We start from the raw sequence: 21,994 nt of genomic DNA on the forward strand, positions 1-21,994 counted from the left end.
CAAACTGTAAAAAGAATAAAATAAAGGGGCTTAAATTGCCCCTTTATTTTTTACTAAATGATTGGCAAAAGTGCTCACACACTTTTTAGCAGTCCATTGCCAGATTTTATTCGTCCGCGGCTAACTGACCGCTTTCAACTTTGGGACGGGTTCACCATCCACAATCCGTTCGAAGCGTTGAATTTCTTCTTCAAGATGAGTCAATAGATTCTGCATTTTGGGTAGAGCATTACGGCAAGCAGTAAGACCTACTTCAAGCTTGTCCATATAACTGGTCATGGTGATATTCAGTGCCTGTCCATCCAGTACAATCGAAGCCGGATATAAGGCTTCCAAACGTGCGCCATTCCAGTACAGAGGTTTCTGAGGACCAGGGACATTGGAAATGATCACGTTAAATGCCTGACGTTTTGGCATTAAGCCAGATGCAATATTGAATCCTGCAAGACCGTAGACAAAAGCACTATAGTTCAGAATCTGATTGGCATTCATGCGCTTAAAGCGTTCTTTAGCACTGAGTACACTGCGACGTACCGTTTTAAGACGCTCCAAAGGATCATCCTTATGCGTGCCCAGATTCGCCAGAATCATGGTAATACGGTTGGAAACATCGGAGTCATCGCTACGTACAGAAGCGGGCACCATTGCAATTAATGGTTTTTTCGGCAAGGCATTTTGTGTGAGTAAATATTCGCGTAAGGCACCTGAACAGATCGCTAACACGATATCATTAATCGTTACACCTAAAGCTTTAGAAATATGACGCAGACGCGAGAACTCAAAAGATTGGGCTGCGAAACGACGAGAGGCACTGACACGCTGATTTAAAATAGAACTTGGTGCTTGAAAGCTGGACACATAATCCGGATTACGCCCCATATCTTTTAGTACGGTTTGTGATAATTCATAAGCCACTCGTGGCGTACATTCCAGCTGGCCTTTAATCGCCTGTAACACATTCTTCATGCGGCTGACTTTCGGCGCTTTCAGACGTTTTGCTCGTGGACCTTCTACACACCAAGGTGGCACAATACTTTTCGCATGTGGATCATGGGAAAGTGATTTTTCTACCAGACGCATGCCTGCAATACCATCTACCATCGCATGGTGAATCTTGAAGTACATGGCAAAACGGTTGCCTTCAATGCCTTCAATAATATGACAGGTCCATAAAGGTTTAGCGCGGTCAATCAGTGCGCTGTGTTCTTGGGAAATATAAGTCAGCAGCTCGCGGATACGCCCAGGTTTCGGTAAGGCAATATGACGAAAATGATGATCTAAATCAAACTCTTCATCTTCATCCCAAAATAAACCGTTTAAATAGTTATTAAATGGAGGAATCGGTGAGGATTTGGAATTGCGAATATCAGTCACCAGATCCCGGATAAAAGAGGCTGGTGCATTGTCAGGAATTTGAAACAAAAATAACCCGCCTACATGCATAGGCTGCTGCCGTTTCTCTAAAGACAAAAAAATAAAGTCAATCGGATGTAATGGACGCATAGCGTAGATTGCCTCACTGCATTTTCTTCAGCTGCTCATGTATAAGCAACCTTGTTAGAATTATTGGTATCACATTACAAAGTATAGCGATTTTGTCGCATAAAGGTACTGATTTTTCTGTAGCCGATTGGTTCACAAAAAAACCACCCGACGAACGGATGGTTTTTTAAGATTATTTTTTCAAGTTCCCGGCATGCAAGCCACATTCTTTATGGGTGGCTTCTTCCCACCACCAGCGTCCTTCACGTTCATGCTGATTTGGCAGCACAGGACGGGTACAAGGTTCACAGCCAATGGAGATAAAACCTTTTTCATGTAGTGGGTTGTATGGAATTTCCATCATTCGGATATAATTCCACACATCTGCACTAGACCAGTTGGCAAGGGGATTATATTTAATCAGCTGTTTGCCTGGACCAGAAAAACCTTCATCAGATTGAACCACTGGAATGTCATTACGTGTTCCCGGGCTTTGGTCTTTACGCTGACCGGTAATCCAGCCATCTAAAGTTGCCAGTTTTTTGCGTAAAGGTTGCACCTTGCGGATTCCGCAACATTCCTGATGGCCGTCACGGTAGAAACTGAACAAACCTTTTTCAGTCGTCAGTTGTTGAATCTCCTCTGTTTCCGGGAAACAGATTTCGATATCAATATTATAGTGCTGGCGAACTTTTTCAATAAATTGATAAGTCTCAGCATGCAGACGCCCTGTATCCAGGCTAAATACCCGGAAAGGTTTACCTAAATTGGATGCCATATCAATCAGTACGACATCTTCTGCACCAGAAAATGAAATGGCAATTTCGCCTTCCTGCTCGAGAGCAAGCGCTAAAATTTCACTTGGTGATTTATCTGCATATTCAGATGCAAGCGCATCTACCATAGCAATAGTGGGGATTTTGGTCATATGAGTCCTGGCGGCATAGGCTTGGAAATGACGTGGCCTATATGAATTTATTTCAGATTTATTCTATTTTAATAGAAATGCCCAAAGCTACTTATCACTAAAAAATAAATACTTATGAAAAAAACAGATTTAAAAAAGAACAGTGCAAAATCTTTTTCTTCAGCTATGATAGGGCAAAATTTTTTCAATACAACTGAGGGGATGCTTCATGGAAGTCGTATGTCTAGATCTAGAGGGCGTTTTGGTTCCAGAAATCTGGATCAATTTTGCTAAAAAAACAGGTATTAAAGAGCTCGAAGCAACGACACGTGATATTCCTGACTATGATGTGTTGATGACCCAGCGTTTGAATATTTTAAAACAGCATGGTTTGGGTCTAAATGATATCCAGGCTGTGATTGCGGATATGGGGCCATTTGAAGGCGCCAAGGAATTTGTAGAATGGGTAAGTACTCATTTTCAGCTGATTATTCTGTCTGACACTTTCTATGAATTTGCTCATCCTCTAATGAAGCAACTAGGCTGGCCAACGATTTTCTGTCATAAGCTGGAAACTGATGAAGAGGGCATGATCACTGCTTATAAACTTCGTCAGCCGGACCAAAAACGTCAAGCCGTAAAAGCATTACATGGCTTGAACTTCCGTGTGATTGCAGCAGGAGATTCTTATAATGATACCACGATGCTAGGTGAAGCAGATCATGGTTTCCTATTTGATGCGCCTGAAAATGTGATTGCTGAATTCCCGCAATTCCCGCCAATTCGTGGTTATGATGCGTTAAAAGAAGCGATTCGTAATGCTTCAGTACGTGATATTCCAGCTTAATATTTAAGTGTATGTAATAAAAGAAAGGGCGCTTATAGCGCCCTTTCTTGTTGAATACTAATTTTTTAACGCAATTAGAAACGGTAACCGATTTTCATACCATAGCCGATTGCATGGTTGTCTTCAAAGCTACCTTTTACTTCACCACCTGTTTGTGCTTGTGCATCTCCTAGCCAGAAGTATTTAACCCCAGCCTGGATAAAATAGTTTTCTGCAGGGCTGTATTGGCCGCCTAGACCGACACTCCAATAACCTTCAGTTGGACCCAAGGTGGTTACCGGGTTTCCTGCACCAGAGTCATAACCTACAGCAGCAGAGCCTGACCATTTAACGTTAAATTTATGACCTAAACCCACATTTGCAGACCATTGATCATCTGAATAATCGACAAGATTCTGCTGTTTTCCGGTGAGTGCGCCAGTTAGCTGAGATAAATAAGCAGGTTTTACTGCAAACTGATCCCAATGTACCCAGCGAATATTAGCAAAGGCTAAGGTATTTTTTGCAATGCCTGACTGTAAGTCAATGTTGACTGATTGTGGTGTAGTAATTTCCGCTTTATGGTAAGTTGGAATTACTGGTTTACCCAATAATGTGCCAGTTAATCCAGGAATATATAAAGCCCCATCTGTACCAAAACCGAAGGTTTCTGTGGTATCTAATTCATGTTTAATTTCAGAGCGATAAGTCACAGCAGCTTTTAAGGCAATTTCAGGAATAGAATATGCAAAACCAGCTAACCAACCGTAAGCTTCACTTTCTTTAAGGTCAATATCATAACCGCCAAGAACTTGCGGGCCTCTATAAGCTGTACCACGTAGGGAGACTTTCGCCTTTACGCTTTGATAGACAGGTCCGGCATAAACATTCCAGTTCTCATTTGGCTGATACCCTATAAGTGCTGTAATGCTATTGGTTTTTACTTCAACAGAAGTGCCCTCCAATACACCAGTATTGGTATTTACTGTAGCAAAAGCATTAGATTCAGGCGCATATTGAGCGTCAGCTCCAAATGGCTGGTCATAAAGTAAACCCAGAGATATTTTATCAGTTGCCTGAATTTTTATAGCAGCAGTAGGGAAGTAGTAATCTTCAGCCATATCGCTGACTTTATTGCCGGCATTGTCTTTACCTTGAACTTCTGGATCTAAAACAGAAATACCCGCTTCCGCATAGTTACCAGGTTGTAAAAAAGCCTGAATAGACTGGCCTGAACGGTCTAAACCGGCAGCGAACACGAGAGAAGTAGGCAGGCTAGAAAGAAGAATAACGATAGAGATTGGCTTAAGCTTCATGGCTCATCCTTGACAATGTTGCATAAATATTAATAAAAGTTGTGGAAAAGTAACACAAATTTAAAAAGAGTAAATGCTCCACTTCGTCCAAGAAATGAACTATGGCGGTTATAAAAAATGATTGCTTAGAGTATTTATACTATATTTTTTTGATTAACTTAATGAAAATAAACAAATAATAATTTTTATCAAAATATATTAAAAACAAAATTTAGGCAAAAATTTGATTGGTGATAAAAGCATCGAATAGTATACAGGTGTATAAAAATATGGCGAATTCAAACATGAGGTGCGACAGTTTCAAAAGCCTTATGATAATCAACAAGCTGAGCAAATTTCTCTAATGGTGTAAGCCAATCTAAAGCTTTTCTAGGACGAGTATTCAGTGACATGGCGACTTGATTTAAATAATGCTGATCTGCCTGATTTAAATCAATCCCTTTAGGTAAATATTGCCTAATTAAACCATTCATATTTTCGCATGTACCTTTCTGCCATGGCGAATGTGGGTCACAGAAATATACATCTATGCCTAAATCTTCTTCGAGGATTTTATGTTCTGACATCTCACGTCCACGGTCATAGGTCAACGTTTTACGTAGTTCTGCAGGTAAATATTTCAGAGCTTCAGTTAAAGCCTTGCGCACTGATTCTGCCTTTGCATCAGGTAATGTTGCCAAGATACAGAGCCGTGTATTTCGTTCAATAAGTGTTGCTATCGAACTTTTATTGTCTTTACCTTTAATTAAATCGGCTTCCCAATGACCCGGTATTTTTCTTTCTTGAACTTCGGCTGGGCGCTCATGAATAGTTTTAATATCCTGTAATATAGAATCTTTTTTAGGTTCACCGTTAGCTTTTCGCTTTTTATTTTCATGACGCAGACAGGATAATAAGTCTTTTTTCAACTCACCCTTTGGTAATGCTCGTATAGTTGAATAAATCGTTGTATGGCTTACATTCATTGTTTGATCCAAATCAGGAAATGTCTTTAAACGCTTTGCTATTTGCTGAGGAGACCATAAACAACGGATCGCTTCAACAATAAATCTCCAGAGAATTGAGTCGATTTTGAGTTTTCTGTGACCGCGTCTACGTCTAGCGAAGGTGTTATCAGAAGCATATTGAGCTTGATAAACGTCATTGATGCTATTTCTTTTAAGCTCACGATAGATCGTACTAGGATGTCTTTTAATGAGTTCAGCAAATTTTCTGGCTGAAAAGCCTTCTTTTCTTGACTCAAGCATTAATGCAGTACGATCTTCAAAGTTAAGATGATGGTATGACAATTTTATATACTCCATAAACCCTTTAAATTAATTAGGTGGTTTATGTCGCACTTCAAGTTTTACTCTGCCAAAATATAATTGGGATAATAAAAACCACCTGAAGGTGGTCTTTATTAACTATCAGGAATTAGAAGCGATAGCCCATTTTTAAGCCATAACCTAGAGCATGGTTATCTTCAAAGTTACCAACATTTGGATTAGCAACAGTTAATGCTTGAGCATCGCCTAACCAGAAGTACTTCACACCACCGGCAATAAAGTAATTTGGAGCAGGTGAGAATTGTAGACCTAGGCCAACATTCCAGTAGCCTTCAGTTGGGCCTAAAGTTGTTATAGGATTACCTGCACCAGAATCCCAACCTACAGAGACATTACCTGCCCACTTTTCATTGAATTTACGACCAACACCTGCTGTAGCTGACCATTGATCTTTATTATATTCAACTAGGTTTCCACCCTGTAATGAAGTTAAGAGTGCTTTAGTTGCAGCAACTTCTGGAACTGGAACATCTGGAATTGTATTACCTACATCTGCAAGTTGGTCTAGAGCTTGTCCAAATTGAGTAGGACGAATTGCGAAACCATCCCAATTAACCCAGCGCACATTTAGGAAAGCCACTGTATCAGCCATAATCCCTGATTGGAAATCTAAGTTTACAGACTGTGGGGTGGTAACATTAGTTTTACCTGGCGCATAAGCAAATGCTTGAGGAGGTACACCAACTGGGGCAATTCCTGGGAAACCTGGTACAACGGTACTAGCATTTTCTGTTGTACTAAGCTCATGTTCAACTTCTGAACGATAAGTTAAAGAAGCTTTTAGGGCAATATCAGGAATTTGGAATGCTAAACCAGCAATCCAACCTAATTCACCATCTTTCTTCATGTTTGCATCATAGCCTTGTAAAGAGCTATATGCACCGCCGCGAAGATGTACTTCACCTTTAGCATTCTGATATACAGGACCTGCATAGAAGTTCCAGTTTTCATTAGGCTGGAAACCAAATAAGAATGTTAAATTTTCGGTATGTACTTCAGCTTGTGTACCATCTGTTCCAGTAGGATTAAATGCAGCAGATTGAGCTTTATATTCAGCTTCAGCACCAAAAGGTTGATCATAAAGAAGACCGAAAGAGAAATTATCTGTTACTTGAAGTTTTAAAGCAGCAGATGGGAAGTAATAATCACTAGCCATATCACCAGTAGATTGTCCGCCTAATCCTGCAGATGTAACACCAGAAACAGAAGGATCTAGGACTGAAATGCCTGCTTCAGCATAATTACCTGGTTGTAAAAACGCTGCGATAGATTGGCCTGAACGGTCCATCGCCGCTGCAAACGCGCCTGTCATAGGTACAGTTGCAAGAATCATTGCAGTAGTTAATGTTTTTAATTTCATTTACGTCTTTCCTTGAGGTACAAATTTATATCTAGCGTTGTTGTTTGCACTTATTAAATTCTTGGAGATTTCGGGTATTTATCCGCAATCATTTGTTACTCCATGTGACAAAAATAGCACAATTAAAATAAGAGTAAATGCTCTAGAAAAAACTAATTAGTCTAAAAAAGCACCAAAATAGAGTTTTTGCACCAAAAAATAGCCTTATTTTGAAATAAGTATTTGAAAGTAAAAGAAATAAAATAATGGAGAAAAAATGATTTTTTGTATAAAAAATATTCTAAAAATATGAAGATTAACGCTAATTTTTTGAAGTATAGATCACATTTTGAAAGGATGGTGCGCCCTGCGGGACTCGAACCCACGTCGGTCGCTTAGGAGGCAACTGCTCTATCCAGTTAAGCTAAGGGCGCGAAAAGAAGGCTATTGTACTGTAAAAAATACAAAAAAAAAGTTATTGCCGCAGCAATAACTTTAAAAATCATCGATTAAAAGATTTTTTGATTAATTCTTAGGGCGCAGTGCCTTAAACAGAATAAACATGATCACTACCCAGATCGGAAGCATCAGTACTGATTCTTTAAAGCCTTGTGTCCACATGATGTAAAGAATGGTTGCAATGAAAGCTAAAACCAGAATATTACTTGCAGGTGACCACAATGCAGGGAAACTGGTCTTTTGTCCTAACTGCTTCATGCTTTGCATAAACTTGAAGTGGGTCAAGCTAATCATGGCCCAGTTCAGTACCAATGCACCTACCACCACATAAATCAGGTGACTTAAGGCATCTTCAGGAACAAAGTAGTTTAGGAGTACACAGCCGAAAATCAGCAGGGCAGAGAACAGTACTGCAGGAATAGGAACCCCTTGTTTGTTCACAGTCTTGAAGATTTTAGGGGCATTACCTTGCTGTGCCAGACCATAAAGCATACGGCTATTGGCATACATACCACTGTTATAAACAGAGAGTGCCGCTGTCAGGATGATGAAGTTCAGTAAATGTGCTGCCCAGTCAATGCCTAGTTGGCTGAAGATCATCACAAACGGGCTTTTATCTAGGCCGCCAAGCTCTAACTGATTCCAAGGTACTAAAGACAATAGAATGGTCAATGCACCTACATAGAATACCAGAATACGGAATACGACCTGATTAATCGCTTTTGGAATGGTTTTTTCTGGATTTTCAGCTTCTGCTGCCGCCATCCCGATCAGTTCAATCCCACCGAAGGCAAACATCAGGAAGGCCAGCATATAGAATAAGCCTTCAAAACCATTCGGGAAGAAACCGCCTGCTGTCCAAAGGTTGCTGAAAGAAGCTCCTGAAGATGCATCAGCAGTCAGGATCAGATAGAGACCAAAGACGATCATGGAAATGACTGCAGTCACTTTCACAATGGATAGCCAGAATTCTGATTCACCGTAGAATTTCACATTGCCGAGATTGACCAGCGTAATTACGATGAAGAAAAACAGGACTGAGGTCCAGGCAGGAATATGAGGCCACCAGTAATTAATATATTTTGCAACGGCGGTAAGCTCGGTCATAGCCACTAGGATATATAAGATCCAGTAGTTCCAACCCGCAAGGAAACCAGGGAATTTACCCCAATATTTATAAGCAAAATGGCTGAATGAACCTGCTACAGGTTCATGAACAATCATCTCACCCAATTGACGCATGATTAAGAATGCAATTAAGCCACCAATGGCATAGCCAAGAATAATAGAAGGACCCGCAGATTGGATCACCTGTGCGGAACCTAAGAATAAGCCTGTGCCAATTGCACCGCCCATGGCGATCAACTGAATATGACGGTTCTTTAAGCCACGCTGAAGTTGTGAAGACTCGTTATTCAAAGTGTTCAGCCCGACAATGTAAGAAATAGGTATAAAGATTGTAATGGAACAAAGATAAGAAGCCTAGAGCACCCGTCTGGATGAAATATTATTATCGTATTTATAAAAAAAAATTATAAAAATAAATAGAATAAAAGATATGTGAATCAATATATTAATTTTATTGAAAATGTAACTGATGAGTTTGCTGTTTTTTTAACTCGACACAAATGCTGTTTTTTTATACTTAGGTCGGGCAAGGCAGCTACTTGGCTTTAAACCGATTATACTCGTCTCAGAAATATTCAATAATTTTGATCAGAATAAAGACAAGCCAGAGGAAGAAAGTATTCATGAGTTTCGCTGCCCAAATCAAAATCCCGGCCACTTACATGCGCGGAGGCACCAGTAAAGGGGTGTTCTTTAAACTGGACGATTTACCTGCTGCTGCACAACAGGCAGGCCGAATTCGGGACCAGTTATTATTAAGAGTGATCGGCAGCCCGGATCCATATGGCAAGCAGATTGATGGGATGGGCGGTGCCAGTTCAAGTACCAGCAAAACCGTGATTCTGACTAAAAGTCAGCAAGAAAATCATGATGTGGATTATCTTTTTGGTCAGGTATCGATTGATCGACCTTTTGTGGACTGGAGTGGTAATTGTGGCAATCTGACTGCAGCAGTTGGGGCATTTGCGATTTCCAATGGCCTGGTCGATCCTGCACGTATTCCTGAAAATGGGCTGTGTACGGTGCGAATCTGGCAGGCGAATATTCAGAAAACCATTATTGCCCATGTACCAATGCAGAATGGTCAGGTTCAGGAACTAGGCGATTTTGAACTGGATGGCGTAACTTTTCCAGCAGCCGAAGTGCAGATTGAATTTCTGGATCCTGCCGATGATGATGCCGAGGGCGGTTCAATGTTCCCAACAGGAAATTTAACCGATACGCTGGAAGTACCGAATATTGGCAGCTTTGAAGTAACGATGATTAATGCCGGGATCCCGACAGTTTTCTTAAAGGCAGAAGATCTGGGCTATAACGGTACCGAGTTACAGGACCATATCAATAATGATGCAGCTGCCTTGGTGAAGTTTGAAACCATCCGAGCCTATGCTGCTCAACAGATGGGTCTGATTCAGGACATTAGTGAAGCTGTTACACGTCAGCATACGCCAAAGATCGCTTTTGTGGCTCCGCCAAAGACTTATACGTCCTCTAGTGGTAAGGAAGTCACTGAAACAGATAGCGATATTCTGGTCCGTGCCTTATCGATGGGTAAGTTGCATCATGCCATGATGGGGACAGCGGCTGTCGCGATTGGAACCGCTGCTGCAATTCCGGGAACCTTGGTCAATCGTGTTGCAGGTGGCGGGGAGCGTGAATCAGTCCGCTTTGGTCATCCTTCCGGTACCTTAAGAGTGGGTGCGCAAGCAGTGCAGGAAAATGGGGAATGGAAAGTGAAAAAAGCCATTATGAGCCGTAGTGCTCGTGTGCTAATGGAAGGTTGGGTGCGTGTCCCTGAAGATGTTCTCTCTTAAAATTATTCCTTGAGAAAATTAGCCTAAGTAAAACCATCAGTTCTCTGGTGGTTTTTTTATTAAAAAAGATATTTCTGATTTGATTATTTTCAGTCTCAATACAGAATTATGAAACAACATTTGGATTTAAGAATGAAAATTCAATGCAATTCTAGGTACAATGCCTGATAACAGACAGGCACTTATAAACTGTCATTTTATTATTCTGGCTACGTATTCGAGGCGAATGTGTCATCTATCACTGACGTATCAACCCATGCACTAACTCAAGCACAACAACGGATTCAACACGATTTACTGACTGCCTTGGAAGCCTTTTCCATTCCGGAACCGTTAAAGTCTGCAGTTCATCATGCCGTAATGCTAGGAGGAAAGCGGGTACGTCCAGCACTCTGTTATGCCACTGCCGCATTAAAGCCAAATCAGAATAGTGCTGCGGTACGCCGTGCCGCAGTTGCGATCGAGTTTATTCATTGCTATTCACTGGCACATGATGATCTGCCATGTATGGACAATGACTTGTTACGTCGTGGTCAGCCAACCTGTCATGCTGCTTTTGGTGAAGATACGGCTCTTTTGGCGGGTGATATTTTGCAATCTATGGCGTTTGAAATTCTGGGTAGTCGTCTGTTTGATCAGGGGCCTGCAGTAGAACCTGCGATTGTCTTGAAGCAGATGCAGATTCTGGCGACTGCTTCCTCGAAAATGGTCAATGGTCAGGTACTGGATTTACAGGCCGAAGGCAAAAAAATTGATCAGGAAGCATTGGAAACCATTCACCGAAATAAAACCGGTGCCTTGATCAGTGCAGCGATTATGATGGCAGCGGTGACCATCTTTGAAGGGACTGATCTGGCCATTCCAAAACTGCGTGAATTCGGGCAAGCGATTGGTCTGGCTTTCCAGGTGCAGGACGATATTCTGGATATTATTTCTGATACAGAAGTGCTGGGTAAAACGGCGGGCAAGGATGAACAAGTGGAGAAGTCAACTTATCCAGCATTGATGGGTTTAGAGAAAGCCCAAACCTATGCACAGCAGTTACATGATCAGGCCATGACTGCACTGAATCATTTTGAAGGACAAGCCGATGACCTGATGCAGATTACCCAGTTCCTGCTGACACGTAAAAGCTGATTTTAAAACTAGTCTTCTTGAAATTAGCTTAAAACGAGCATAAAAAAGAGGACTTAAAGTCCTCTTTTTGTTTTATATTGAATTATTTGCTTTCGTTATACAGACGTTCTGCCTGTTCAAAGCGTGTCGTAATTTCAGCTGTTGGCGCTTTGCCTAATAGACTCACAACCACAATCGCAATCCAAGAACAGATAAAGCCTGGAATAATTTCATAGATGCCGGCTGGAATAAAACCAAGACCTGTTCCACCAATAGTATTTTTCCACAGAATCACCATGCATGCACCGACAACCATACCTGCCAAAGCACCATTTAAAGTCATACGTTTCCAGAACAAAGACAGAATAATCAGTGGACCAAAAGCAGCGCCAAAACCTGCCCAGGCATACGCCACCAGACCCAAGACTTTAGATTCAGGATTACCAGCCATCCAGATTGCCAATAAAGCAATGAGAAGCACCATCAAACGACCGACCCAAACCAGTTCTTTTTGTGAGGCATTTTTACGTAGGAATGATTTATAGAAGTCTTCAGTCAGGGTACTTGAACAAACCAGTAACTGACAGCTAAGCGTACTCATTACTGCAGCAAGAATTGCCGCCAGAACCACACCGGCAATCCATGGATTGAACAGAATTTTAGTGAGTTCCATAAATACGGTTTCAGGATTGGCATTCACCACAGCAGCGAGTTCCGGATGTTGCTGGAAATAGGCAATACCAAAGAAACCTGCAGCTACAGCGCCACCGAGACAAAGGGTCATCCAGGTCATCCCGATACGGCGTGCATTTGGAATCGACTTCACTGAATCGGCGGCCATGAAACGCACTAAAATATGCGGCTGACCAAAATAACCCAAACCCCATGCCATTAATGACAGGATCGCGATGGTACTCAGATCACCGACCAAGTTCATGGCCTGTGGACGTGCGGCTTCCAAAGCGAGCGTAACTTGCGACATATCTGAAAAAGTCAGGATGGTTACGATTGGTGTAAGAAGCAGGGCGAAGATCATCAGGGTTGCCTGAATGGTATCCGTCCAGCTGACTGCCAGGAAACCGCCAATAAACACATAACTGATCGTTGCAATCGCACTGATCCAGAGCGCTGTACTATAAGACATGTCGAACATACTTTCGAACAGACGTGCACCTGCCACCATGCCTGAAGCACAGTAAATTGCAAAGAAAATCAGAATGACAAATGCAGAAACCACACGCAGTACTTTTTTCTGATCGTTAAAACGGTTCGAGAAATAGTCCGGTAGGGTCAGGGCATTATGCTGGACTTCGGTATGGACCCGTAAACGACCCGCAACCAGCAGCCAGTTCAGCCAGGCACCGATAATCAGACCAATCGCAATCCACATTTCAGACAGGCCTGAAAGATAAATTGCACCCGGCAAGCCCATCAGCAGCCAGCCACTCATGTCGGAAGCCCCTGCAGAAAGTGCAGTTACGAAACTACCTAAACGTCGGCCCCCTAAGATGTAATCAGAAAAGTTGTTTGTCGCGCGGTATGCCATCAGGCCAATCACGACCATGCCGACAATATAAAAAAGAAAGGTAATTAAGGTTGGATTTAGGGAGCTCATACGGTATCCATTTTTAAGTTGGACAGTAGATCGAAACAAGGATTATGACAGATGCGAAAGACTTTAATCCGAAAGCCAGGCAACATCGAATCCAGAGGATTTCAAAAATAAACGCGAAATTTAACCATAAATTCACAATCTTTGCTGAGATTTTCTTATTTTGAAAGAAAATAGGCAACCAATTGGCTGCCTATTGTGAAGTATCTCTGAAATTTAGTGACGTCCCATCACACCGCGAATGGTATTCAGCACATCGGCAGGCAAGACCACAGTCTTGGCATTTGGAGACTTGGCCATATCCTGCATGGCTTTGACATATTGTTCACCCAACAGATAAGCCACAGGAATTTCCTTATCGCCAATTGCCTGACTCACCATATCAATCGCACGCTGTGAAGATTCTGCCAGTACGACTTGCGCTTCTGCATCACGACGTGACGCTTCCAGACGACCATCAGCTTCCAGAATGGCGGCCTGTTTTTCACCATCCGCTTTAGTGACGGTTGCACGACGTTGACGCTCTGCCGCTGCCTGTTCTTCCATCGCCGTCTGCATGGTTACAGAAGGTTTGATATCCTGGATTTCAACCGTCTTTAAGGTGATACCCCAGTCTGAAATATCATCAGAAATACTAGACTTTAAACGCGCCTTGATATGATCGCGTGAAGATAAGGCATCATCCAGATCCATTTCACCCACGATTGAACGTAGCGAAGTTTGTACCAGGTTCTGAATTGCCCATGAGTAGTTCTCAATCCCGTACACCGCTTTTTCAGGAGTTGTCAGGTTGATATAAGCTACCGCATTCATCAGCAGAACAGCGTTATCGCGGGTAATTACTTCCTGAGAAGGGATATCCAGGACGATATCTTTAGTGGTGACTTTATAAGCCACTTCATCTACATAAGGAATAACAAAATTCAGGCCAGGATTAAGTGTGGTGTGGTATTTACCCAGACGTTGTACGATCCATTTATAGCCTTGTGGAACAATCCGTACACCTTTAAAAATGGTAATCGCAACAAAGGCCAAGAACGCAATAACAATGATAGTGCCAGCAGACATAATTTATTCACCTTTTTCGTTTTGATATTGAGTGCTGTGGGGCTGTACAACCAGGTCATTTCCCAAGATATCGACAACACGGACACGATCTCCAACCTGAACTTTATCCAGAGCACGGCAATCCCATTCATCCGAGCCTAAAACTGGCAGCGGAAAACGAACCCGAATCTGATCCTGTTCAAGATCGGTCTGAATCACCATGCCAATTTGGCCAATAGTGGCCTCACGCGACAAGCCGGCTTTGGTCTTGTCTGTAGAAAGCGGCTTGATAAACTTAAACCAGAGCAAGGTACAAAGAACAGACAGGATGATCCAGGTCAGGATCTGAGTGGTCAATCCCATCATTGGGAACATCCAGTACAGAATGCCAACCATAATGGCACCAATCCCGAACCAGAGGGCAGCAAAAGCGGGCAGGAGTAATTCTGAAAGAATAAGAAGTATTCCCAATACAAACCAGTGCCAAGGTTCAAGAACTAATTCCATATCGTGACCTATATTGCTAAGTATTTAATTAATCATCATCTTTATATGATTTACTTCCAATGTAGCAGATGCAGCAGCAGATGAATATAAAAAATTCTGATTAAAATTTTGCCGGTCGTACAGGCTTGAATGCAGCCGGAGACTGCTTAAAATCACTGATGGCTTTTTCAATTGAACGGATTTTTAGTTGCGCGGCTTTTTCACCTTCGAGAATGGTTTCATTGCTGGCTTTTAAATCTAGCGTACCGATATGACCTACTTTAGGCTGGATCACGATATTAGCTTGCCTGAGTTCTTCATTGATACTTTGCTGACCCATAATATTAATAGTCTGGTCCAGTACGCCCCACATGTTGAGTGCTTTATTGCTGTCCGGACGTGCAGATATATCTACGGCAATAACAATATCTGCTCCCATATCTTTGGCCGTTTTTACTGGAATTGGACTAACCAGACCGCCATCGACATATTTTGTACCGCCAATTACAGCGGGCACAAAGACATTCGGAATACTGCAAGAGGCACGCACGGCTTGTCCGGCATTGCCTTTGATAAAGTCAGCTTTACGGCCATTGTCTAGGCGGGTTGCCACTGCCGCGAAGCGAATCGGGAACTGTTCAATCGGTTTATTCGCCACATTTTTATTGACGAAATCCTGCAGTTTCTGTCCGGCAATAATCCCTTGGCGGTTCAGGGTTAAATCACGAATATCGGATTCTTTAAAGTTCAAGGCGATTTGCTGCAACTGATAAGGAGATTTGCCGCTGGCATATAGACTGCCCACGAAGCTTCCGGCACTAGTTCCAGTAACAATCTTCGGTTTGATGCCGTGCGATTCGAGGACTTTGAGTACCCCGATATGGGCAAAGCCTTTGGCACCGCCACCACCGAGCGCAATAGCCACCACAGGTTCACGAGCCTGAAGAGGAGTAGAGGTTGTTGGGGTTTTAGTAGCTTTATCACATGCTGCAAGGCTTAAACCCAAGCAGCCAATCAGAGCATAACGGGTTAATTTCATTATAAAAAACTGGCGATTAAATCAACAAAATTCAGGCTATCACATCAAAAAAAGCCAGTTTTGCCTAGTCTTTTTTCAAAAGCTTTTGTAACGGCTTGGCGACCCAATCCGGATTTTTGGCCGAAAATTTACCTTCATAATGCTTATAGATCTGTTCCAGATCATATTCATAATCACCTGTCAGGTGATATACACCGAGGATATGAACGGTCTTGATGTCATAGTCAAAGGAAAACATCACAATCGGCAAATGGGCTGCCTTGGCAATATGATAAAAACCACTGCGGATTTTTTCTGGCGCCTTGCGAGAACCTTCCGGTGCCATACCTACCCAGATCCGATCAGTCTTATTAATGACATCAACAATCTGTCGGGTATGTCCTTGAGGGGTATCACGTACAACCGGAACCACACCAATCCATTCCAGGATCGGTTTAAGTGGTGTGCGGAATAAACTGTCCTTGCCAAAAATCGTGATCTGAATGCCGAGACCGAGCAAAGCATTGAAGCCCAGCCAGGCATCGATATTCGAGGTATGCGGGGAAATAATCGCTACTGCTTTAGGCAGGTTAGGGAATTCGCCTTTGAGCTGCCAGCCCTGAGCCAGAAATAGCTGTTTAAACAGGGCTTGGCTCAGTTTACCTCCGCGGGAGGGAACTAATGGAGGGAGTCTGGGGAAACGTGTTGTACTCATCAATGTCTCATCCTGAAACGTATTTTTCTTTATTTTTGATCATATTAGACTGTTGTAAAATCTGGATCATTGGCAAAATGTATAGCGATGATGGATGCTTTTAGCATTTTTACCTTAAGGACCTGCGCTGAATATGCGGAATACTTATATTTTACTGTTTTCCCTATATTGGGCACAGGGGCTTCCGGTCGGGTTTATGACGCACGCTTTACCTGTAATTTTACGAGCTGAAGGCGTATCTCTGGCACATATTGGTGGCTTTGGTCTGCTCATGCTGCCATGGTCGATTAAAATCTTCTGGGCACCTTTAGTCGATCAGCATGGATCAAAATCTCGAGGCCATTATCGAAGCTGGATTATTCCTTTACAATGGCTTTCTGTCGCTGTGCTGATAGGACTGTCTTTTTTGCCGATCCAAGCTTTAAACCAGCCGCTGTATCTGCTGATCTTTTTTATCACGTTGTTAGTGATGAATGGGATCGGTGCTACTCAGGATATTGCTACAGATGGACTGGCAGTCAATATTCTGAAAAATGAACAGCAACACTGGGGTAATACCTTTCAGGTGATTGGCTCCCGCTTGGGCTTTATTGTTGGAGGCGGAGCAGTCCTATGGTTACTCGATTTTTTGCATTGGCAGATGACCTTTTTACTGCTGGCAGCTCTGGTCTTTCTGAATACTTTACCGGTGTTATGGTTTAAAGAGCCGGATCACCAAAAGATGATTTCTTCATCATCTGAAAAATTACCTGCTCGGACTAGAATCAAAGCTTATTTTCAATATTTTTTAGCTGATTCTACCTTGGCGAAATGGCTGCTGATTTTACTAACCTTTAAAGTGGCGGATGGTCTGTCTGGGCCTTTATTAAAACCTTTGATGGTCGATTTGGGACTGAGTTTTAGTCAGATCGGTATTTATGTCACCATGCTTGGTGCTTTTGCAGCATTAATTGGCGCAGGGCTAGCAGGCTGGTGTTTGAAATACTGGTCGCGCAGCTGGAGTTTAATGATTTTCTCTATTCTGAAAATACTCAGTCTAATCGCTTATGCCTGGCTGGCTGCACAGTATGAAGCCCAAAACAAAGTAACAAACTGGATCATTTATCTTATTAATGCTGCTGAAGATATGATATCGGCCATGCTCTTAGTGGTTATGCTGACCTTGGTGATGCAATACAGTCGCAAGCATCTAGCAGGGACTGATTTCACCTTTCAGGTCGCCTTGATGGCTACTATAAGCGGGGGGCTTTATAGCCTGAGCGGGCTACTAGGGGACGCTTTGGGTTACCAAAACTATCTAAATTCGATCGTAATCATCGCGATTTTTTGCCTGATTCCTATTTTCCGATGGATGAAAATAGCGAGAAATATTTAAAATCCCTTATGAATAAATAGGTTAATTAACTCCCCACCTAAAGTATTAAAAAGAATATGTAAATATTTTTTTAATAATTTTGTAATATAGGCGTCGTGTGTATTATTTGTAACAAAATAAGTTAAAGGATTTTTTAATGAAAACTAAGTTAGCAACAGCAATCGCACTCAGCCTTTTAGCGGGGACTACATTTGCAGCACCAACTTTCTATGGTGAAATCGATCTTTCTCTAGATCATGTACAAGCAGATAATAAAAATGGCGTAGAAGATCGTCATATTACTGACTTGAACTCTAATAACTCATTCTTGGGTTTAAAAGGGGATGAAAAATTAACTGACCGTTTAAGCGCGTTATACCAAGCTGAATTCACATTCTATAGTGATGAAGGTTCAAACAGCAGCAATGACGTATTCGTACCGCGTAATATTCTCATTGGTTTAAAAGATGAGAAATTAGGTGCGTTAAAAGTCGGTAAGATTGATACGCCTGTAAAACAGCTTTCTGCTGTAGTTGATACTTTCAACAACTATGTAGCAAACAATGCTGACGTAAACGGTATTATGGCAGGTGAAAACCGTATCGATAACGTATTGGTTTATGAAACTCCTGCATTCAATGTGGGTGAAGGTAAGGTTGAGGCAAAACTTCAGCTTGCAACTGGTGAAGGTAACGACACTATTAAAGCAACTAAGGGCGGCTCTACTGTTGCTGGTCGTGGTTTAGGTGATTCTTGGTCTTCTTCAGTTGTTTACTCAGACAAAACATTTGTCGCAGGTCTGGGTTATGACAAAGCAATTCCATCTCGTCTTTTAGCACGTGGTTTTCTAAATGCTGATTCACGTGATGTAGGTGAGCGTTCTAATTTTACTACTGAACTAAATACACTACGTGCGATTGGTCGTGTGAATTTGGATAATGGCTTGTCAATCCGTGGTTTATACCAAGTTTCAGATGTTGAAAATGCAGATGCTAGTGTTCCAGTTAACGTTACTGTTGAAGGTGTAACAACTAACATCGCCCCAACATTTGCGCGTAATATCGACGATGCTCAAGCATGGTTGATTGGTGCTGAATATAATCTACCAAACGCGAAAAAATGGACAGTAAAGGGTCAATATAGCTACAGCGATGTAACTTTCAATAATGCAACTCCAGACTTTGAAGCTAAGCAAATTCTTGCTGGTGTAGACTACGCTTTATCTAAGCAAGTCAAAGTGTACGGTACGGCAGGCTACCTGACTATTGAACAAGGTTCTGATGAAGATAACCAGTTACTTGTTGGTACAGGCGTCGAATACAAGTTCTAATTTTAGAACAAAATAAAAGCGGTGCTTCGGCATCGCTTTTTTTATGCCTAAAACAACAAAACTTAGCAATTTTAGATCTAATCCTGAAAGTTCCCAGCTGTTACCATGACAGAAAACCTTCTATTCCTTTTTAAATTATGACCATTCAAGCCGTTTTATTTGATCTCGACAATACCTTGACCCATCGTGATCTGACGACACAGGCCTATAGCCGTTATCTGGCGGAGTATTATGCTTCGGCACTAGCACAGATTGAACTTGAGAAAATTATCGAAATTGTACGACGCATTGATAATGGCGGTTATCCGAAAAAGGAATTGCTGACCCATGGCAGTATTGGCGCTTCAGCTGCCTATGCATTGTTGCAGGAATTATCCTGGGTGACTCCACCAGATCTAGATGAATTGGCGCAGTTCTGGTTCAACCAGTTTGGCCGTTTTGCCGTAGAGATGCCGCAAGCAGGGCAAGTATTAAAACAGCTTAAAACTGAAGGTTATCGCTTGGCCATTGTATCCAATGGCGGACATGAGACCCGATTAAATACCATTCGCGGTTTAGGTATTGCAGAGTATTTTGATGAGATTGTCAGTTCAGGATTGGTCGGCTTTAATAAACCGCAACCGGAAATTTTCCAGATTACCGCAGAGCGTTTAGGCGTGCAGCCAGAGAAGTGTCTATATATTGGTGATCATCCTGTCAATGATATTCAAGGCGCAACAGCCGTAGGTATGCATGCTTTGTGGATGCAAGGTTTCCATCCGGATGCCGGACATATTCAATATAAGATTCAGCAATTACCAGAAATCTTTGATCATTTGCAGCGGCTTAAGTAGCTTTAAGTAATCCGGTGACTATTCATGGCTTTTGCCCATTGGTGAGAATGACAGCGTGGACAAGTTTGTTCCGCTTCTTTTAAATGCTGGACTTGACCGCAATAAATACAAGCATAAAGCTCTTCTGGCTTGACTTCTTTGACTATGCAGCAGGATTTAGGGAAAAGCGGGAGCCCATGCCGAACATCATCTGGATGGAAATATAGAATACTGAATTTACCATCTGTTTCCAGTAAACCTAGGCGCACCTGACCCAAATGTTCAATGCCTTGCTGACGCATCTCAGCAAAGAATTCATCATGAGACATTTTGCCTTTTTTAATTTCATCAATGACCAGTAAACCATCTTCCACAATATGAATCGGTTTGCCTTCGAGCAGGTCTTCAAACCATTGAAATTTCATCATGAGCCAGGTGGTCAGACGATACAGGAAAATGATCACCGACATGATCAGTGCTGCCTGAATCAGGGGAAGATCTTCTGTAAACATCGGATCGCCGGCAATGGAACCCAAAGCAAGAATGATGGTGACTTCAAAGATCGAAAGTTGTCGTACCCCACGTTTACCTGTCAGCCGCAGAAACAGGATAATCATCGCGTACATCACTACACAGCGCAGCAAAATTTCTGTGGCAAATTCCCAGGTCGTATCATTTATAAATATGGTGGCCCAGTCCATTGTTATTATTCCAGATCACTCTTTGTTACGAGTCTATCAATCTCGGCTGTTAGTTTGCTGCTGTAATTGTGTAAGTTTTTGAATAAAAATAAATTATGTTTTTTGAATGTGATTGCTATGAGTGAAAGATATAGCGATTTTAAGAAAATAAGATAGATATTTCATGTAAATATTGATTGATTATTCAACAGATTAAATTTGAACCAGTTCACATTTTACTCTGTGTGATTTTTAATCAGTACAAATAATATCCTACTGAAATATATCAAGATAAAATCTGAGCAATTTCCTAGGAATAATGAGAACTATTTAATGATTTGTAATCAAATAACTTGATAATTATAAATTTCTGTATGTTGTGCCCTGAAAAATATAGCGATTAGATCAAGCTAAAAATCTGTTTTTTAAATTAAAAATATTGATTTTGACTTCCAAGAAAGGATGTATTGTGAAAAAGATATTCACGCTTTTAACGGTTATGGGCTTAAGTACAGCGGTATTTGCAGATGCAGACTGGAACTATGATCAGCCTGAACAATGGTCGACTCTAAACCAGAAATATTCAGCCTGTAATGGACTGAACCAGTCACCAATCAATATCGAGCGAACAGTCAAAGCTGAACTGGAACCGCTCAAGTTTAGCTATAACACTATGATTCACACAATTGAAAATAAAGGTCATACCGTTCAGGTAGACTTTGCTCAAGGCGGAGAATTACAGCTGGATGGTGAAACTTTTGTGCTGAAACAGTTTCATCTACATAGCCCAAGTGAGAACCTAATTAAAGGCAAGAGCTATCCTCTAGAGATTCATTTTGTCCATGCCAATACTCAAGGTGAACTTGCTGTAGTGGCGATGATGTTTGCGCAGGGTACAGAAAATCCGATGCTTAAACGTATGTGGAATCGCTTGCCGAAAAAGCAAAGTGAAAAAGTCGTCTTGAAAACTCCGCAACCTGTAAATGAGATGTTGCCTAAGAATCTGGATTATTACCGCTTTAGTGGTTCGCTGACGACACCACCATGTTCTGAAGGTGTGCGCTGGTTGATTTTGAAAGAGATCCAACAGGCCTCTGCGACACAGATTTCAGAATTTTCCAAGTTAATGGGTCATCCAAATAACCGTCCAGTGCAGTCCTTAAATGGCCGTGTGGTACTGGAATAAAAAAAATCTGGATGAAAAAGCTGACTTAGTTCTGCTTTT

Annotated in this window: 19 protein-coding genes and 1 tRNA gene; 7 read left to right on the plus strand and 13 right to left on the minus strand. The window is 41.8% G+C overall.

The window, feature by feature from the left end; all coding sequences use genetic code 11:
- Positions 1-120: 120 nt before the first annotated feature.
- Together O4M77_RS03940 and O4M77_RS03945 are read right to left on the minus strand one after the other, a co-directional pair.
- Complete coding sequence (locus O4M77_RS03940) at positions 121-1,503, minus strand: wax ester/triacylglycerol synthase family O-acyltransferase (RefSeq protein WP_323713878.1); 1,383 nt, start codon at positions 1,501-1,503, stop codon at positions 121-123.
- A 172-nt stretch (positions 1,504-1,675) separates the two neighbouring features.
- Positions 1,676-2,410, minus strand: a complete 735-nt coding sequence (locus O4M77_RS03945) for a phosphoadenylyl-sulfate reductase (protein WP_323713879.1) — start codon at positions 2,408-2,410, stop codon at positions 1,676-1,678.
- A 208-nt stretch (positions 2,411-2,618) separates the two neighbouring features.
- Between O4M77_RS03945 and thrH the strand changes: the two genes are divergently transcribed.
- Positions 2,619-3,236, plus strand: a complete 618-nt coding sequence (thrH, locus tag O4M77_RS03950; RefSeq protein WP_179993412.1) for a bifunctional phosphoserine phosphatase/homoserine phosphotransferase ThrH — start codon at positions 2,619-2,621, stop codon at positions 3,234-3,236.
- A 74-nt stretch (positions 3,237-3,310) separates the two neighbouring features.
- Here the strand turns inward: thrH and O4M77_RS03955 are convergent, their stop codons facing one another.
- The 5 genes from O4M77_RS03955 to O4M77_RS03975 form a co-directional block, all read right to left on the minus strand.
- Positions 3,311-4,531: an OmpP1/FadL family transporter gene (locus O4M77_RS03955; protein WP_323713880.1), complete on the minus strand. Its 1,221-nt coding sequence runs from the start codon at positions 4,529-4,531 to the stop codon at positions 3,311-3,313.
- Between the two features lie 278 nt (positions 4,532-4,809).
- Positions 4,810-5,778 carry an IS30 family transposase gene (locus O4M77_RS03960; protein WP_253105210.1) on the minus strand — a complete coding sequence of 323 codons (969 nt, stop codon included), beginning with the start codon at positions 5,776-5,778 and terminating at the stop codon, positions 4,810-4,812.
- 169 nt (positions 5,779-5,947) lie between these two features.
- Entirely contained in the window at positions 5,948-7,219 is a 1,272-nt protein-coding gene (locus O4M77_RS03965; RefSeq protein WP_323713881.1) for an OmpP1/FadL family transporter, read from the minus strand.
- Positions 7,220-7,556: 337 nt separating this feature from the next.
- Positions 7,557-7,632 (minus strand) — tRNA-Arg (locus tag O4M77_RS03970).
- Positions 7,633-7,723: 91 nt separating this feature from the next.
- Positions 7,724-9,076, minus strand: a complete 1,353-nt coding sequence (locus tag O4M77_RS03975) for an amino acid permease (RefSeq protein ID WP_004783078.1) — start codon at positions 9,074-9,076, stop codon at positions 7,724-7,726.
- Positions 9,077-9,408: 332 nt separating this feature from the next.
- Between O4M77_RS03975 and prpF the strand changes: the two genes are divergently transcribed.
- Both prpF and O4M77_RS03985 read left to right on the plus strand, forming a co-directional pair.
- Entirely contained in the window at positions 9,409-10,599 is a 1,191-nt protein-coding gene (gene prpF, locus O4M77_RS03980) for a 2-methylaconitate cis-trans isomerase PrpF (RefSeq protein WP_004783077.1), read from the plus strand.
- A 228-nt stretch (positions 10,600-10,827) separates the two neighbouring features.
- Positions 10,828-11,736, plus strand: coding sequence for a farnesyl diphosphate synthase (locus O4M77_RS03985; RefSeq protein WP_323713882.1), 909 nt, complete (start codon positions 10,828-10,830; stop codon positions 11,734-11,736).
- Positions 11,737-11,818: 82 nt separating this feature from the next.
- Here the strand turns inward: O4M77_RS03985 and putP are convergent, their stop codons facing one another.
- The 5 genes from putP to O4M77_RS04010 all read right to left on the minus strand — a co-directional run bounded on the left by putP (position 11,819) and on the right by O4M77_RS04010 (position 16,593).
- Positions 11,819-13,330, minus strand: coding sequence for a sodium/proline symporter PutP (gene putP, locus O4M77_RS03990; RefSeq protein WP_200229996.1), 1,512 nt, complete (start codon positions 13,328-13,330; stop codon positions 11,819-11,821).
- Positions 13,331-13,543: 213 nt separating this feature from the next.
- Positions 13,544-14,395: an SPFH domain-containing protein gene (locus O4M77_RS03995; protein ID WP_005234507.1), complete on the minus strand. Its 852-nt coding sequence runs from the start codon at positions 14,393-14,395 to the stop codon at positions 13,544-13,546.
- Between the two features lie 3 nt (positions 14,396-14,398).
- Positions 14,399-14,881, minus strand: a complete 483-nt coding sequence (locus O4M77_RS04000) for an NfeD family protein (RefSeq protein ID WP_323713883.1) — start codon at positions 14,879-14,881, stop codon at positions 14,399-14,401.
- Positions 14,882-14,981: 100 nt separating this feature from the next.
- Positions 14,982-15,899, minus strand: coding sequence for a patatin-like phospholipase family protein (locus O4M77_RS04005; RefSeq protein WP_323713884.1), 918 nt, complete (start codon positions 15,897-15,899; stop codon positions 14,982-14,984).
- A gap of 64 nt (positions 15,900-15,963) precedes the next feature.
- Positions 15,964-16,593, minus strand: a complete 630-nt coding sequence (locus O4M77_RS04010; protein ID WP_180052667.1) for a 1-acyl-sn-glycerol-3-phosphate acyltransferase — start codon at positions 16,591-16,593, stop codon at positions 15,964-15,966.
- 133 nt (positions 16,594-16,726) lie between these two features.
- Between O4M77_RS04010 and O4M77_RS04015 the strand changes: the two genes are divergently transcribed.
- The 3 genes from O4M77_RS04015 (at position 16,727) to O4M77_RS04025 (ending at position 20,110) form a co-directional block, all read left to right on the plus strand.
- Positions 16,727-17,968, plus strand: a complete 1,242-nt coding sequence (locus O4M77_RS04015) for an MFS transporter (RefSeq protein ID WP_323713885.1) — start codon at positions 16,727-16,729, stop codon at positions 17,966-17,968.
- Between the two features lie 136 nt (positions 17,969-18,104).
- Positions 18,105-19,277, plus strand: a complete 1,173-nt coding sequence (locus tag O4M77_RS04020; RefSeq protein WP_323713886.1) for a porin — start codon at positions 18,105-18,107, stop codon at positions 19,275-19,277.
- Between the two features lie 137 nt (positions 19,278-19,414).
- Positions 19,415-20,110, plus strand: a complete 696-nt coding sequence (locus O4M77_RS04025; RefSeq protein WP_323713887.1) for an HAD family hydrolase — start codon at positions 19,415-19,417, stop codon at positions 20,108-20,110.
- Positions 20,111-20,112: 2 nt separating this feature from the next.
- Here the strand turns inward: O4M77_RS04025 and O4M77_RS04030 are convergent, their stop codons facing one another.
- Positions 20,113-20,790, minus strand: a complete 678-nt coding sequence (locus O4M77_RS04030; protein WP_104426479.1) for a DUF421 domain-containing protein — start codon at positions 20,788-20,790, stop codon at positions 20,113-20,115.
- Positions 20,791-21,268: 478 nt separating this feature from the next.
- Here O4M77_RS04030 and O4M77_RS04035 point away from each other — a divergent pair, with 478 nt between their 5' ends.
- Positions 21,269-21,955: a carbonic anhydrase gene (locus tag O4M77_RS04035; RefSeq protein WP_200230797.1), complete on the plus strand. Its 687-nt coding sequence runs from the start codon at positions 21,269-21,271 to the stop codon at positions 21,953-21,955.
- Positions 21,956-21,994: the final 39 nt, after the last annotated feature.

It is taken from the genome of Acinetobacter sp. YWS30-1, from assembly GCF_033558715.1.
Classification (GTDB): domain Bacteria; phylum Pseudomonadota; class Gammaproteobacteria; order Pseudomonadales; family Moraxellaceae; genus Acinetobacter.

What these genes read in the sequence shown, in the direction of transcription:
- O4M77_RS04005 (WP_323713884.1), bottom strand. Translation starts at nt 15,899, where the DNA reads ATGAAATTAACCCGTTATGCTCTGATTGGCTGCTTGGGTTTAAGCCTT.
- O4M77_RS03965 (WP_323713881.1), bottom strand. Translation starts at nt 7,219, where the DNA reads ATGAAATTAAAAACATTAACTACTGCAATGATTCTTGCAACTGTACCT.
- thrH (WP_179993412.1), top strand. Translation starts at nt 2,619, where the DNA reads ATGGAAGTCGTATGTCTAGATCTAGAGGGCGTTTTGGTTCCAGAAATC.
- O4M77_RS03955 (WP_323713880.1), bottom strand. Translation starts at nt 4,531, where the DNA reads ATGAAGCTTAAGCCAATCTCTATCGTTATTCTTCTTTCTAGCCTGCCT.
- O4M77_RS04015 (WP_323713885.1), top strand. Translation starts at nt 16,727, where the DNA reads ATGCGGAATACTTATATTTTACTGTTTTCCCTATATTGGGCACAGGGG.
- O4M77_RS03940 (WP_323713878.1), bottom strand. Translation starts at nt 1,503, where the DNA reads ATGCGTCCATTACATCCGATTGACTTTATTTTTTTGTCTTTAGAGAAA.
- O4M77_RS04030 (WP_104426479.1), bottom strand. Translation starts at nt 20,790, where the DNA reads ATGGACTGGGCCACCATATTTATAAATGATACGACCTGGGAATTTGCC.
- putP (WP_200229996.1), bottom strand. Translation starts at nt 13,330, where the DNA reads ATGAGCTCCCTAAATCCAACCTTAATTACCTTTCTTTTTTATATTGTC.
- O4M77_RS04025 (WP_323713887.1), top strand. Translation starts at nt 19,415, where the DNA reads ATGACCATTCAAGCCGTTTTATTTGATCTCGACAATACCTTGACCCAT.
- O4M77_RS03960 (WP_253105210.1), bottom strand. Translation starts at nt 5,778, where the DNA reads ATGCTTGAGTCAAGAAAAGAAGGCTTTTCAGCCAGAAAATTTGCTGAA.
- O4M77_RS03995 (WP_005234507.1), bottom strand. Translation starts at nt 14,395, where the DNA reads ATGTCTGCTGGCACTATCATTGTTATTGCGTTCTTGGCCTTTGTTGCG.
- O4M77_RS04020 (WP_323713886.1), top strand. Translation starts at nt 18,105, where the DNA reads ATGAAAACTAAGTTAGCAACAGCAATCGCACTCAGCCTTTTAGCGGGG.
- O4M77_RS03945 (WP_323713879.1), bottom strand. Translation starts at nt 2,410, where the DNA reads ATGACCAAAATCCCCACTATTGCTATGGTAGATGCGCTTGCATCTGAA.
- O4M77_RS04010 (WP_180052667.1), bottom strand. Translation starts at nt 16,593, where the DNA reads ATGAGTACAACACGTTTCCCCAGACTCCCTCCATTAGTTCCCTCCCGC.
- O4M77_RS04035 (WP_200230797.1), top strand. Translation starts at nt 21,269, where the DNA reads ATGGGCTTAAGTACAGCGGTATTTGCAGATGCAGACTGGAACTATGAT.
- O4M77_RS04000 (WP_323713883.1), bottom strand. Translation starts at nt 14,881, where the DNA reads ATGGAATTAGTTCTTGAACCTTGGCACTGGTTTGTATTGGGAATACTT.
- prpF (WP_004783077.1), top strand. Translation starts at nt 9,409, where the DNA reads ATGAGTTTCGCTGCCCAAATCAAAATCCCGGCCACTTACATGCGCGGA.